The following is a 13,287-nucleotide window of genomic DNA, read 5'->3' as shown; positions in this document are numbered from 1 at the left end:
AACGCCAGGTCTGAAGGGTGGGATTCGCGGGAGATGTGTCGGACGCGTGAAGGCGGCACTAGCCGGCCGGCCTCAGCCGCAGGGTGAGGATCTGGAAGGGGCGGAGTTCGATCTCCGAGGGGGCTTCGCGCAGCGGTCGTTCCAGGAGGTCGGTCACCTCGGCCCGGGAGACGGGGAACCCCGCGGTGACCGTCGCGCGGGCGCGTCCGCCCCGGGATTCGTACAGCCGCACGACCACGTCACCGCTGCGGTCCTCCGCGAGTTTGACCGACTCGACGGTGACGGCCGGGTGGTCCACCCGCACCAGCGGTTCCGGCACCGTCACCGCGGCCTGCCGCAGCGGCAGGTTGAGCGCGAGGCCCTCGGCCACGGCGTCTCCCACTCCCGCCCCCGGAAGGAGCGAGTACGTGAACCGGTGCGTTCCGAGATCGGTCTCCGGGTCCGGACTGTGCGGGGCGCGCAGCAGGGTCAGGCGCACGGTCGTGCCGAGGCCCTCGGGGTGCGGTGTGCGGGTCACGTCATGGCCGTACGTCGAGTCGTTGAGCACCGCGACGCCGTACGACTCCTCGGCGACCCGCAGCCAGCGGTGGGCGCAGATCTCGAAACGGGCCGCGTCCCAACCGGTGTTGACGTGGGTCGGGCGGTGGACGTGCCCGAACTGGATCTCGGCGGCGGACCGTTCGGCCTGGACGTCGAGCGGGAAAGCGGCTTTGAGGACCTTCTCCGACTCCTGCCAGTCGACCTCGGTGACGATGTCCACGCGACGGCTCGCGGCGGTCAGACGGATCTCCTGGGTGATGCGGGAGGAGCCGAAGACGCGGGTGACGCGCACGGTCGCCCGCAGCGGTCCGCTCTCCACGAGTTCCACCGACTCCACGGCCGTCAGGTCCGTACGGGTGCGCCGGTAGTGCCGGTCGATGTCCCAGGCGTCCCACGCGTTGGGGTGGTCGGGGTGGAGCTGGAGCAGATTGCCCCGGCCGCACAACACCTCCCGGCCGTGCGCGAGATCCCGTACGGAGGCCAGCAGCCCGTCGCCGTCGATCCGCACCCGGAGCCGGTCGTTCTCCAGCACGATCTCACCGTCGGCCTGTTCGGCCCGCACCTCTTGGACGGCCCCGGGCCGCACGGCGGCGCCGCCCAGGCCCGGCACGGTCACCAGGACGTCCCCGACCACCTCGGTGCGCTCGTACGGGGAGGGGTTCAGCACCGCTGCCGGGCCGGACCCCAGGGCGTGTACCGCCTCCGCCGTGATCCGCTCCAGCTCCGCGAGCACCCGCGCGTACGTCTCCCGGGCCTCCCGGTGCACCCAGGCGATCGACGAGCCGGGCAGGATGTCGTGGAACTGGTGCAGCAGGACCGTCTTCCACAGCCGGTCGAGGTCGTCGTGGGGGTAGCTGTAGGACGGTTCGCGTACGGCCGCCGTGGCACACCACAACTCGGCCTCGCGCAGCGCGTGTTCCGAACGCCGGTTGCCCTGCTTGGTCTTGGCCTGCGTGGTGTAGGTGCCCCGGTGCAGCTCCAGGTAGAGCTCACCCGACCACACCGGCGCGTGGGCCGCGTACTCCTCCTCGGCGGCGGCGAAGAACGCCGACGGCTTCTCGATCTCGACGCGCGGTGAGCCCTCCAGGGACCTCAACCGCCGGGCGCGTTCCAGCATTTCGCGGGTCGGACCGCCCCCGCCGTCGCCCCAGCCGAACGGCACGAGAGAACGGGTGGCCCGGCCCTTCTCCGCGAAGTTGCTTTCCGCGTGGGCGAGTTCACGGCCGTGGAACTGCGAGTTGTAGGTGTCGACTGGCGGGAAGTGCGTGAAGACCCGGGTGCCGTCGATGCCCTCCCACCAGAAGGTGTGGTGGGGCATCCTGTTGGACTGGTTCCAGCTGAGTTTCTGGGTGAGGAACCAGCGGACCCCGGCGAGTTTCGCCAGCTGCGGGAAGGCGGCCGTGTAGCCGAAGGAGTCCGGAAGCCAGATCTCCTCGGTCTCGACACCCAGCTCCTCCCGGAAGAACCGCTTGCCGTGCACGATCTGCCGGGCCAGCGCCTCGCCCCCGGGCATGTTGGCGTCGGACTCCACCCACATCGAACCCACCGGGGCCCAAGTGCCCTGCTCCACCGCCTTCTTGATGCGTTCCCAGATGTGCGACTGGTGCTCCTTGACCCAGGCGTACTGCTGGGCCTGCGAACAGGCGAAGACCAGTTCCGGATAGTCCAAGGCCAGCGCGGTGACGTTGGCGAAGGTGCGGGAAGCCTTGCGGACCGTCTCGCGCAGCGGCCACAGCCATGCCGAGTCGATGTGCGCGTGCCCGGTCGCGGAGACGCGGTGGGCGCTCGCCGACGCGGGCCGCGACAGCACGTCCGCCAGCTCGGACCGGGCCGCGGCGGCGGTGCCGGAGACATCGTGCAGATCGAGGGCGTCGAGCATGCTCTCCAGCGCGCGCAGGATCTCGTGCCGACGCGGCCGCTCTGGGTCCAGTTCGTGCATCAGCTCCGAGAGCACCTCGACGTCGAGGACCAGGTGCCACACGTCCTCGTCGAGTACGGCGAGATCGGCAGCCGCGAATCGGTAGATCGGCCGATCACCGGCGGTCCGTACGTCTCCCAGACGCGTGGGCTCGAAGCCGTGCAGGACCGCGGGATTGGCCGCCGCCTCCAGCAGCAGGCGCACCGCCTCGCCTCCCCTCGCCGGCGCCCCGACCCTCAGATGGCGGTTGCGCGGGTGGATGCCCTTGAGGGGGACGCCGGCGGCGTCGTACAGCAGTCCCTCGGCCTGGAAACCGGGCCCGTCCCCGGTGAACCCGGGGTCGATCACCACCTCGACCGGCCGACCCGCCCACTCCTCGGGGACCCGGCCCTCCACGCGGAACCAGCTCGTCGACCAGGGCTTTCCCCAGGGCGTGCCCGTCGTGAACGGCTCGTAGGAGGCCTGCAGAGCCTGGTCGACGGGCACCGGCTCGCCCGGCACGTGCCACACGGACAGCGCCAGGGGCACCCGTTCGGCGTACTGCGCGGGGCGCAGGAACTGCCCCAGCGCGCGCTCCAGGCGTGCCTCCACCAGCGAACGGTCGTCGTGCACGGCGGCTCCTCGGCGCTCGGACGGCTCTGTCCAACCCTTCACTTCCCCGCGCGGGCGTCACGCACCCGTGGCCGTACGGGCGGTGCTTGACGATTCGACATGACTGTCACGTTCCCGATGGGGCATGTCTTCCCGTGAACGTGTTCGAGATGGAGGGGATCCGACATCGGCACGCAGGCGGGGGTCATGACGAGGCAGGCACCAGGAGGTGGTCCCATGACCAGAGGGGCCTACTCCACCGATCCAGTGGAGGAAGCGTCCGACGGGGCGATGGACGGGCCGGGCGGCGCGCAACTCCGGCGCCGGCTGGGCAAAGCGGATCTGCGGGGGGTGCCCGAGGCGCGCAAGGCGCTGAGGGAGCTCTTACGCCAGTGGGGGAAGCCGGGAACATCCGAGACAGCCGAGCTGCTGACCAGCGAGCTCGTCACCAACGCACTGATCCACACCGACGACGACGCCGTCCTGACGGCGACCGTCGGACCGCGCGGACTGCGCGTGGAGGTCCGGGACTTCGTGGCCCGCAGGCCCAGACTGTGCGTACCGAACGCCGACGACGGTACGCACGGCAGAGGTCTCGTCCTCGTCCAGTCCCTGGCGGACGCGTGGGGGGTACGGGCCCACGGCGTGGGCAAGGCGGTGTGGTTCGAACTGAACGGCGGCGCGGTGTAGGAACACCGCGCCGCCGATTTCGTGCTGTCCGGGCCCGGCCGGAAACCCCGGCCGGGCCGCCCGGGCCGTGACCCGGGCGCGCATCCGGGTCTCAGCCGAACTGCTGCTCGAGATCCTTGAGCTTGCGCTCGAGGGAGTCGAGCCGCGGCAGGGCCATCGTGTCGTCCTCCGTGGTGAGGTCGACGGTGATCGGCTCAGTGCTCTTGCGGACGGGGGTGAGGGAGGGCCGCGAGCGTACGGGCAGCTGCTCCGCGGTGGATATGGCAGGCTCCGCGGAGGCCGGAGCGGGCGCCCGCTCCACGGTCGCGGTCTCCAGCTCCCGGGCTCCGCCGCGCCCGGCGAAGCCGCGGTGACCACGGCTGAGCGCCTTCAGGTGCGCGCGCTCGACCCGCTGCTCGTTCCGGCGGCGCAGCCGGTTCTGCTCCTTCTGGCGCCGGTCCTCGCGCACCTCGTCCACGGCCTCGTCCAGGGAGCGGACGTTCTCCAGGAGCATCAGCGACCATGCGCTGTACGTCTCACGGGGCGCGCGCAGCCAGCGGACCATACGGATCTGCGGCAGCGGACGCGGCACCAGGCCCTGCTCGCGCAGCGCGGCACGACGGGTCTGCTTCAGCGCCCGGTCGAACAGCACGGCGGCCGACAGGGACATGCCCGCGAAGAACTGCGGAGCACCGGCGTGGGCCATACCCCGGGGCGCGTGCACCCAGTTGAACCAGGCGGCGGCACCGGCGAAGGTCCACACGAGTATGCGGGAGCCGAGTGCCGCGTCACCGTGGCTGGCCTCGCGCACGGCGAGGACGGAACAGAACATGGCCGCGCCGTCCAGGCCGAACGGAACGAGGTACTCCCAGCCGCCGGAGAGGCCGAGGTTCTCCTCGCCGAAGCCGACCAGGCCGTGGAAGGAGAGTGCCGCCGCGACCGCTGCGCAGCAGAACAACAGAACATAGGAGGCCGTGCCGTATATGGCTTCCTTACGCCTGCGGCGCTCCTCGGTGCGTTCCCACGAGTCGTCGCTGCTCGTGCTGTCCCCGGACCGCTTGCCGCGCGCGAGCACCGCCACCGCCGCCAGCAGGCCCAGGAGCAGAACGGCGCCCGGGAGCAGCCAGTTCAGCGATATGTCGGTAAGTCTCATCTGGGGTCCCTTGCATTGGGATAGGGCGTAACGCCCGCCATAGTGGCCCAATCACGTCGGCCCTCAGGGGGTTTCGGGGCAAGAGGCCGCCAAGGGAGTGCCAGGGGGTGCGCAGGGCGACTTTCTGCTCGAACTGCCGCGCGAGGGACGGGAGTTGAGTACGAATAAGAGTACCCATACGGATGGTTCCGCGGAAAGTTCCCGGGACAAGTGAGGAAATTGTGAATCGCCTGTCGCCCGCCGAACGATCTCTGGCGGTGTTCGATCGTTTCGTTCCCGGGGCGCGTACGGACCGGCGCTCGCCCGGGGAGTCTCACCTCGCGGCGGCGGCCGTCAGCCGGGCGATCCGGTCCGCGTCACAGGTGCGCGGGCAGGTGGCGCAGGTGCCGGCGGGGTCCAGTGTGTAGAAGAGGCAGCAGCTCACCCGGTCGCGGGTGGGCAGCGCCTCCCCGTCGGGACCGGTCAGCTCGCGGAAGGCCGGCGAACCGACGTAGGGCCGGGCCGAGGCGGAACCGGGCAGCAGCAGGTCGAGCTCGCGCCGCGCGCGCGGCTCCTCGCCGAACAGCCCGGCGACGTACCAGAGGCCCTCGACCACCTCGTCGGTGGCCATGCCCCACAGGGCCCGGCCGCGCCGCCGCATCCGCGGCCCGAAGCCGCCGAGGAGCGGCTCCAGGTGCTCGGCCACCGCGGCCCGCACCTCCGTGCGCAGGGCCTCCTCGTCCGGTACGACCCTGGCGCCCGGCAGGGCCGCGGCCGGGTCGTCCGGCAGGCAGGCGAACGTGGTCACGCGGACGGCCATCCGGCCGAGCTCGCGCTCGTATGTGACGTGCTCCACAGGCAGGCGGGGGACCCGGCGTGACAGGAACCACGGCACGGTGATCAGCAGGCAGGCCGGCCAGGCGTACCGGTGCAGTCCGAACCCGGCGACGACGTCCGGCCGCCCCGGCTGTCCGTAGTCCCGGAGCACCTGCGCCTCGTCCCAGGCGAGGAACGCGTCGAGCTCGGGCCCGGCCGCGGCGAGCCCGGCGGCGGAGGCCCAACCCTGGCCGCGCGGGGCCTCTTCCGTCGTGCCCAGTTCCGTGACGGTCAGGTCCGGGAAGGCCTCGCTCAGCCGCGCGTACGCCTCCGCCACGGGCGACACGGCGGTCGGCGCGCCGGGGGCGGCCGGGGCGTCCGTGACGGTACCGGCGGACGGGGCGGGAGCGGACATGCGGAACCATCGCTTCACGATCGTTGGCAGGTAAGCCTTACCTTACCCTTCGTTGTGGGTGTTTGAACTCGGCCCGTGTGCGCCTATCGTGCTTGACGGACGAGTAACAACCGACGCCATGACCCCAGTACCACCAGCCGGAGGAGGACCCCGTGGAGCAGGCCGGTCCGCGCAGTGCGCACCCCTCCGCCGAGGCGTGGCATCCGGAGACCCGCACGGGAGCCTTCCGGGTTCCGCCGCAGCCGGGTGCCGAGGACGCGGGGCGGCCCAGGAAGGCTCCTCAGGGCATCCCGGGAGAGGGCGCCGGGCCGGACGCCGAGCCGGGTGCCGGACGGAGCGGCGGCCCCGTCATGGCCTCGGCGCGCGGGGAGCACACGCACAGCGAGGTGCCGATCCCCGGCCCTCACCCCGAGGGCGCCCGCCCGGCCGCGCGCACGGACGACGCCCGCGCCGTCGGGCGCGCCGAGAGTGTCCGCCCCGCGGGCGTGGAGAACGCTCGACCGGCACACCCCGAGAACGTTCGTCCCTCGCGGCCCGTCGACACGCCCCGTCCCGCGGTACGGACCGAGGTCGCCCGGCCCGTCGTGCAGCGCGCCTCCGTGCGCGGGCAGATCCTCGACGCGCTGCGCACCGCGCTCGTCACCGGTGAACTCGCGCCCGGCGAGGTGTACTCGGCGCCCGCGCTGGGGGACCGCTTCGGAGTGTCCGCGACACCGGTCCGCGAGGCGATGCAGCAGCTCGCCCTCGAAGGCGCCGTCGAGGTCGTCCCCAACCGTGGTTTCCGCGTCATCGAGCGCGGCACCCGGGAACTGGCCGAACTCGCCGAGATACGGGGCCTGATCGAGGTCCCGGTGATGCTCCGGCTCGCACGCACCGTGCCCGCCGCGCGTTGGGCCGAACTGCGACCGCTCGCCGAGGCCACCGTGCGGGCGGCCTCCTCGGGCTGCCGCGCGACCTACGCGGAGTCCGACCGGTCCTTCCACCGCGCGGTCCTCGCCCTCGCGGGCAACGCGCAGTTGGTGCGCATCGCCGACGACCTGCACCGCCGCGCCCAGCTGCCCCTCGTCGGCGGTCCCGTCTCCCGGGGCCGCGCCGACCTGATCGCCGACGCCGCCGAACACACCGCGCTGCTGGACGCGTTGATCGCCGAGGACCTGACGGTCGTCCAGTCCCTGGTGCGGGAGCACTTCACGGGCGCGTCCTGACGCTCCGTGCCGTCCGGGCCGGGATGCTCCGGCTGCCGTGGGCGCGGCTCTTGACCCTCACGTGACGTCAGGCCGCACAGTCGGTGCCGTGGAGGATCACTGGACCGTGGGACGCGTGGCCGAACTGGCCGACGTGAGCGTCCGCACGCTGCATCACTACGACGAGATCGGGCTCGTGCGTCCGTCGGCGCGGACCGCGGCCGGGTACCGGGCCTACTCGGCGGGCGACGTGGAGCGGCTCAGGGAGGCACTGGCCTACCGGCGTCTGGGCTTCGGTCTGCGGGAGGTCGCGGAACTGGTCGGTGACCCGTCCACCGACGCGGTCGCGCACCTGCGGCGGCTGCGCGGCCTGCTGCTGGAGCGGCGTGATCGTGCTGACGCCATGGTGGCGGCCATCGACAGGGAACTCGAGGCACGGGCGAAGGGACTGAAGGTGACGCCGGAGGAGCAACTGGAGATGCTCGGCGCACGGCTGTACGACGCGATCGGCGGTGCTTACACCGCGACACGGCGTACCGAGCCGCGGATCGCCGCGCAGATCCTGGACGCGCTCGGGGACGCGCGGACGGTGCTGAACGTCGGGGCCGGCACCGGTTCCTACGAACCCGCTGATCGTGACGTGACCGCGGTGGAGCCGTCCGCGGTCATGCGGGGGCAGCGGCCCGCCGGCGCGGCGCCGTGCGTGGCCGCCGCCGCGGAGAGCCTGCCGTTCGGGGACCGCTCCTTCGACGCCGCGATGGCCGTCTCCACCGTTCACCACTGGGGGGACCCGATAGCGGGGCTGCGCGAGATGCGGCGTGTGGCCCGCCGCGTGGTGGTGCTCACGTTCGACACCGACGAGCCCGGATGGCAGGACCGGTTCTGGCTCACCCGCGACTACCTGCCCGAGTTCGCCGCCGTCCTCGCGGGATTTCCCTCGCTTGCCGGGATGGCCGGCGCGATCGGCGCCCGCGCTGAGCCGGTACCCGTCCCGTGGGACTGCGCCGACGGCCTGTTCGAGGCGTACTGGCGCCGACCGGGGGCGTATCTGGAGGATCACGTGCGCCGTGCGATGTCGGTGTGGACGAGGGTCGGGCCGGAGGCCGAGCGGCGGGCGGTGCGAAGCCTCGGCGACGACCTCGACTCCGGCCGGTGGGCCGAACGCAACAGCGACCTCGCAGACCTCGACGCGGCGGATCTCGGCCTCCGTCTGCTCGTATCTTGAACGGGCGCCGGGCGCCGGGCGCCGGACGCCGGGCGCCGGACGCCGGACGCCGGACGCCGGACGCGTGGACGGGTCTACGGCTGGCCGTACGGGCGGGCGGGGTGCGGGCCCGCCCGTACGCGGTCAGGCCGTCGCGGCGGGTGGGGCCAGTTGGTCGGCGAGCCAGATGGGGACGCCGCCGAGCAGCCGGAACAGCCGTCCCGCCTCCGCGCGCAGCCGCGACGCCTCCGGCTCCGCCTCGGCGTCGGCCAGTGAGGCCAGCGCGGGGGCCGTACCGACCAGATATCCCAACTCCTCGCGGATCCTGAGGGACTCGGCGAAACCGTGCCTGGCCTCGGCCAACTCCCCTTCGCGCAGGGCGAGTCCGGCGAGGTGGCGCCAGGTGAAGGACAGCAGCAGGGGATCGTTCTGGGCCGTCGCCCCGGCGTGCGCCCGCCGGTACGCGGCGCGGGCGGCCTGCGGGGCGTGGGCGAGGTTCTCGGCGAGCAGACCGCGCCGGAAGTCCAGCAGGGCCCGTCCGGGCGCGCCCGGCGCGAGCAGCGCCGCGGCCCGGCCGAGTGCCGCACGCGCCTCGTCGGCCCGGTCGCGGACTCTCAACAGGGTGGCGGCATAGGCGAGTTGTCCTCGCTCGCAGGCCGCCGCACCCCGCTCCTCGTCGGTCTGCGCGAGTGCCTCCGCGGTGCGCAGCGCGTCCTCGGCCTCGGCCCAGCCCTGCTCGGTGTAGAGGCAGCGTTCGACGAGCAGTGACGCTCTCTGGAGCGCCGGGGCCGCGGTGTGCGGTTTGAGCAGCGCCGCCGCGTCGGCCCAGCAGGCGCGCGAGCGCAGCCGCCATACCGCGGTCTGGAGTGGATCGTCCCCTGCAGTCGTTCCGGAACCAGACATGGCGGTATGCGCCACGTTGCCCTCCCCGAGCACACCATTGAGCTGTTGAGTGGTGGCATCTCAGCACGGATCACCGGGCCCGGCCAAGAGGGTGGGTGAAGGATTTCACAAAGTCATAGGATGCGCGCGGCCCGCGCGGGGCCCCTGAGGTCAACTCATCCGCAGTGCCAGGAAGAAGTCCAACTTGTCCTCAAGGCGTGACAGATCACGACTCGTCAACTGTTCGATGCGGCCGACGCGGTAGCGCAGTGTGTTGACGTGGAGGTGCAGCCGGGCGGCGCAGCGCGTCCAGGAGCCGTCGCAGTCCAGGAACGCCTCCAGGGTCGGGATCAGCTCCGCGCGGTGGCGGCGGTCGTACTCCCGCAGGGGGTCGAGGAGGCGGGCGGTGAAGGCCCGGCGGACGTCGTCCGGGACGAAGGGCAGCAGCAGGACGTGCGAGGCCAGCTCCTGGTGTCCGGCCGCGCAGACCCGCCCGGGGCGTGCCGCGGCGACCCGGCGGGCGTGCCGGGCCTCCTCCAGGGCGCCGCGCAGCCCCTCCGCCGAGTGCACGGCGGCGCTGACGCCGAAGGTGAGCCGCCCGTCGTCGTTCAGGCCGGCCGACAGCGGATCCCGTACGGCCGCCAGCAGGGTGTCGGCGACCAGGCCCGGCTCGGGGCCGCCCTCGTCCGCCGGTACAGCCGGAAGGGGGACGAGCGCGACCGCTTCGTCACCCGTGTGAGCTACCGCGATCCGGTCGGAGTGCTCCGGCCCCGGCGACAGCGGGTCCACGAGGATCTCCTCCAGCAGCGCCTGGGCGACGGGACCGCCGTCGATGCCGGCGCCGTCCCACTCGACGCTCGCCACCACGACCTGCCAGTGCGGGGCCGAGCCCAGGCCGGGCAGCAGCACCGGGGCCGCGACCCGCAGCCGCGCCGCGATCTCGGCGGGTGCCGCGCCGGCCTGGACGAGCTCCAGCACCTCCTGCGCGAGCCGTCGCCGCACCGTGCGCGCCGCGTCCCGCCGGTCCCGCTCCACCGCGATCAGCTGGGTGACGCCCTGGAGCAGGTCGAGCCGCTCCTCGGGCCATTCCCCGGCGTCCGCCTCGACCGCGAGCAGCCAGTCGGAGAGCACGGTCTGCCGCACGTCCCGGGAGGAGCCCGCGGCCCGCGCGGACGAGCCGATCGGGAAGAGCGAGTACGTCGCCGGGCCCACCGTCACCCGGTGCGGTCCCCGGCGCCCGGTGCGGGCCGCCGCCAGATGCTCGGCGGCCAGCGTGGCGCGGGTGTCGGCGGGCAGCGCGTCGCCCGCGACCTTCGAGCCCGCGATGGCCCGTCCGGCGGGCGAGAGGACCCAGGCGCGCAGGTCGAGGTCGGTGCCGAGCAGGTCGAGGACCACGTCGGGCCCGCCGCCCGCCGGGCCCGAGGTCATCATCCGCCGGTGCCGGTCCACCACGGCGGCCAGATCCCCGGCGCGCTCGCCCGACACCTGGCGCACCACGTGCTCGGTGATCGTGGCGAAGGCCACCGACTCGTTCACGGCGAACAGCGGCAGCCGGTGCCGGGCGCAGGCCAGGATCAGGTCGTCGGGGATGTCGCCGAGCTCCGCCTCACCCGCGGCCAGGGCGGCGACCCCGGCGCTCGCGAGGATGCGGACGAACGGCTCGGAGTCCTCGGCGTCGTGCCGCCAGGCGAGGCCGGTGAGCACCAGCTCGCCGCCCGACAGGTAGCGGCTCGGGTCCTTGAGGTCGGTGGTCATCACACCGCGTACGGTGCGGGTGAGCTCGTCCTCACCGCCGAGCAGCCGCAGGCCCAGCGCGTCGGTGTCCAGCAGTGCGCGCAGCCGCATTCTCGTCGCCGCCGTTCGTTGTCTCGAAATCTACGATGGTTCAGTGGTGGGGGCCCGAGAGCGGGCCCCCGGCTCCGGAGACCGGGTCCGTGGGCTCCGAGGAGCCTGCCCCGGGGTTCCGGGGGCCGGCGCTCCCGGCCCCTTGGGCCCGTGCCCCGGGCGTTCGAGAGCACCGCCGGCTGTTCTCAGCGGCTGTGCTCCCTGATTCCAGGGACCGTGCTTTCGCGAACAGCGGCCGGCACCTCTGTTTCGCGACGGATCGTGCCCTCGCTTTCACGGAGGGCCGCCCGACTGTTCCCAGTGGGGCGTCCGTCTGTTTCCGGAGGACTGTCCCGTCTGTTTCCAGAGGGCTGTCCCGTCTGTTTCCAGAGGAAAACGAAGAGGTTGCCGATGGCCTCTGTTCATACGAATCTACAAGATGCGCGCGCTGGCCAGCCAACTCGTTCATGGTTTCGGTGACTGACCCCGGTGCAGGACGCGGCTGTGTACTGACCTCATTCCGTGCAGACACCTCATGAATCAGCCGGGCTCGCCGCACTCGATCTGGCTTGATCAGAACGACCCACGAAACGAATGAAGAGAGCCACTCATGGACTTCCTTCGCCCCGCCACCTGGGAGGAGGCGCTCGCCGCCAAGGCCGAGCACCCCACCGCAGTGCCGATCGCGGGTGGTACCGACGTGATGGTCGAGATCAACTTCGACCACCGCCGGCCCGAGTTCCTGCTCGACCTGAACCGTGTCGATGAGCTGAACGAGTGGGAGGTGGGCGAGGACAGCGTGCGACTGGGCGCCTCCGTCCCGTACACCCGGATCATGGAGGACCTGCGCGCCGAGCTCCCCGGCCTGGCCCTCGCCTCCCACACGGTGGCCTCCCCGCAGATCCGCAACCGCGGCGGCGTCGGCGGCAACCTCGGTACCGCCTCCCCGGCCGGCGACGCCCACCCCGCCCTCCTGGCGGCGGGCGCCGAGGTCGAGGCCGAGTCGGTGCGCGGCTCACGGCTGATCCCGATCGACGACTTCTACACCGGCGTGAAGCGCAACGCGCTCGCGCCCGACGAGCTGATCCGCGCCGTCCACATCAAGAAGGCGGACGGACCCCAGCAGTACTCGAAGGTCGGCACCCGCAACGCGATGGTCATCGCGGTCTGCGCCTTCGGCCTGGCCCTGCACCCCGAGACCCGTACCGTCCGCACCGGCATCGGCTCGGCCGCGCCCACCCCGGTCCGCGCCAGGACCGCCGAGGAGTTCCTGAACGCGGCGCTCGACGAGGGCGGCTTCTGGGACAACGGAAAGATCATCACCCCGTCCGTCGCCAAGCAGTTCGCGGACCTGTGCGCCGCGGCCTGCAACCCGATCGACGACGTCCGGGGCACGGCGAGCTACCGCCGCCACGCGGTCGGCATCATGGCCCGCCGCACCCTCACCTGGACCTGGGAGTCCTACCGCGGCACCGACGGCCGGACGCAGCAGAAGGGGAGTGTCGCGTGATGCGCGTCAATTTCACGGTCAACGGCCGCAGGCAGGAGGCCGACGACGTCTGGGAGGGCGAGAGCCTGCTGTACGTCCTGCGCGAGCGCATGGGCCTGCCCGGCTCCAAGAACGCCTGCGAGCAGGGCGAATGCGGCTCCTGCACCGTCCGTCTGGACGGCGTGCCGGTCTGTTCGTGCCTGGTGGCCGCGGGGCAGGTCGAGGGCCGCGAGGTCGTCACCGTCGAGGGGCTCGCCGACTTCGCCAAGCAGCGTGCGGAGCGCGGCGGTTGCGCCACCGGCTCCTGCGACAGCCCGCGGGATGAGGGCACTTCGCTCGACCAGGCCCAGCACTGGGCGGCGGAGGGGCACGACTCGCAGACCGGTGAGGGCACCGAACTCTCCCCGATCCAGCAGGCGTTCATCGACGCCGGAGCCGTCCAGTGCGGATTCTGCACCCCGGGTCTGCTGGTCGCCGCGGACGAGATGCTGGAACGCACCCCGAACCCGACCGACGCGGACATCCGTGAGGCGCTGTCGGGCAACCTGTGCCGCTGCACCGGCTACGAGAAGATCATGGACGCGGTCCGCCTGGCGGCCGCACGGCAGTCCGAGGCGGTCTGA

At 72.5% G+C, this 13,287-nt stretch carries 10 protein-coding genes; 5 read left to right on the top strand and 5 right to left on the bottom strand.

Annotated elements, in window-relative coordinates:
• Window positions 1-58: 58 nt before the first annotated feature.
• Window positions 59-3,070 carry an alpha-mannosidase gene (locus tag ACFYW7_RS15885; protein ID WP_389502338.1) on the bottom strand — a complete coding sequence of 1,004 codons (3,012 nt, stop codon included), beginning with the start codon at window positions 3,068-3,070 and terminating at the stop codon, window positions 59-61.
• A 270-nt stretch (window positions 3,071-3,340) separates the two neighbouring features.
• Between ACFYW7_RS15885 and ACFYW7_RS15880 the strand changes: the two genes are divergently transcribed.
• Complete coding sequence (locus ACFYW7_RS15880) at window positions 3,341-3,739, top strand: ATP-binding protein (protein WP_389502737.1); 399 nt, start codon at window positions 3,341-3,343, stop codon at window positions 3,737-3,739.
• Window positions 3,740-3,830: 91 nt separating this feature from the next.
• Here the strand turns inward: ACFYW7_RS15880 and ACFYW7_RS15875 are convergent, their stop codons facing one another.
• Entirely contained in the window at window positions 3,831-4,871 is a 1,041-nt protein-coding gene (locus ACFYW7_RS15875) for a DUF2637 domain-containing protein (RefSeq protein ID WP_389502336.1), read from the bottom strand.
• 313 nt (window positions 4,872-5,184) lie between these two features.
• On the bottom strand, window positions 5,185-6,081 hold the full coding sequence (locus ACFYW7_RS15870) for a (2Fe-2S)-binding protein (RefSeq protein WP_389502334.1): 897 nt from the start codon (window positions 6,079-6,081) through the stop codon (window positions 5,185-5,187).
• A gap of 152 nt (window positions 6,082-6,233) precedes the next feature.
• On the opposite strand from ACFYW7_RS15870, the gene ACFYW7_RS15865 reads away from it, so the two are divergent.
• Window positions 6,234-7,286 carry an FCD domain-containing protein gene (locus ACFYW7_RS15865; RefSeq protein ID WP_389502332.1) on the top strand — a complete coding sequence of 351 codons (1,053 nt, stop codon included), beginning with the start codon at window positions 6,234-6,236 and terminating at the stop codon, window positions 7,284-7,286.
• A 106-nt stretch (window positions 7,287-7,392) separates the two neighbouring features.
• Window positions 7,393-8,490, top strand: coding sequence for a MerR family DNA-binding transcriptional regulator (locus ACFYW7_RS15860; protein ID WP_389502735.1), 1,098 nt, complete (start codon window positions 7,393-7,395; stop codon window positions 8,488-8,490).
• A 123-nt stretch (window positions 8,491-8,613) separates the two neighbouring features.
• On the opposite strand, the gene ACFYW7_RS15855 is transcribed toward ACFYW7_RS15860, so the two are convergent.
• Window positions 8,614-9,387: a hypothetical protein gene (locus tag ACFYW7_RS15855; RefSeq protein ID WP_389502330.1), complete on the bottom strand. Its 774-nt coding sequence runs from the start codon at window positions 9,385-9,387 to the stop codon at window positions 8,614-8,616.
• Between the two features lie 135 nt (window positions 9,388-9,522).
• Window positions 9,523-11,196 (bottom strand): PucR family transcriptional regulator, encoded by a 1,674-nt coding sequence (locus tag ACFYW7_RS15850; protein WP_389502328.1) that lies wholly within the window; start codon window positions 11,194-11,196, stop codon window positions 9,523-9,525.
• Window positions 11,197-11,785: 589 nt separating this feature from the next.
• On the opposite strand from ACFYW7_RS15850, the gene ACFYW7_RS15845 reads away from it, so the two are divergent.
• Entirely contained in the window at window positions 11,786-12,685 is a 900-nt protein-coding gene (locus tag ACFYW7_RS15845) for an FAD binding domain-containing protein (protein ID WP_389502325.1), read from the top strand.
• Entirely contained in the window at window positions 12,685-13,287 is a 603-nt protein-coding gene (locus ACFYW7_RS15840; RefSeq protein WP_389502733.1) for a (2Fe-2S)-binding protein, read from the top strand. Before ACFYW7_RS15845 ends, ACFYW7_RS15840 begins: the two co-directional genes overlap by 1 nt.

The sequence above is a fragment of the Streptomyces sp. NPDC002580 genome, assembly GCF_042889485.1.
Taxonomy (GTDB): domain Bacteria; phylum Actinomycetota; class Actinomycetes; order Streptomycetales; family Streptomycetaceae; genus Streptomyces.
The sequence above is the reverse complement of the archived record's forward strand: the minus strand, read 5'-3'. Positions and strand labels throughout refer to the sequence as shown.

What these genes read in the sequence shown, in the direction of transcription:
- ACFYW7_RS15845 (WP_389502325.1), top strand. Translation starts at nt 11,786, where the DNA reads ATGGACTTCCTTCGCCCCGCCACCTGGGAGGAGGCGCTCGCCGCCAAG.
- ACFYW7_RS15875 (WP_389502336.1), bottom strand. Translation starts at nt 4,871, where the DNA reads ATGAGACTTACCGACATATCGCTGAACTGGCTGCTCCCGGGCGCCGTT.
- ACFYW7_RS15880 (WP_389502737.1), top strand. Translation starts at nt 3,341, where the DNA reads ATGGACGGGCCGGGCGGCGCGCAACTCCGGCGCCGGCTGGGCAAAGCG.
- ACFYW7_RS15850 (WP_389502328.1), bottom strand. Translation starts at nt 11,196, where the DNA reads ATGCGGCTGCGCGCACTGCTGGACACCGACGCGCTGGGCCTGCGGCTG.
- ACFYW7_RS15840 (WP_389502733.1), top strand. Translation starts at nt 12,685, where the DNA reads ATGCGCGTCAATTTCACGGTCAACGGCCGCAGGCAGGAGGCCGACGAC.
- ACFYW7_RS15870 (WP_389502334.1), bottom strand. Translation starts at nt 6,081, where the DNA reads ATGTCCGCTCCCGCCCCGTCCGCCGGTACCGTCACGGACGCCCCGGCC.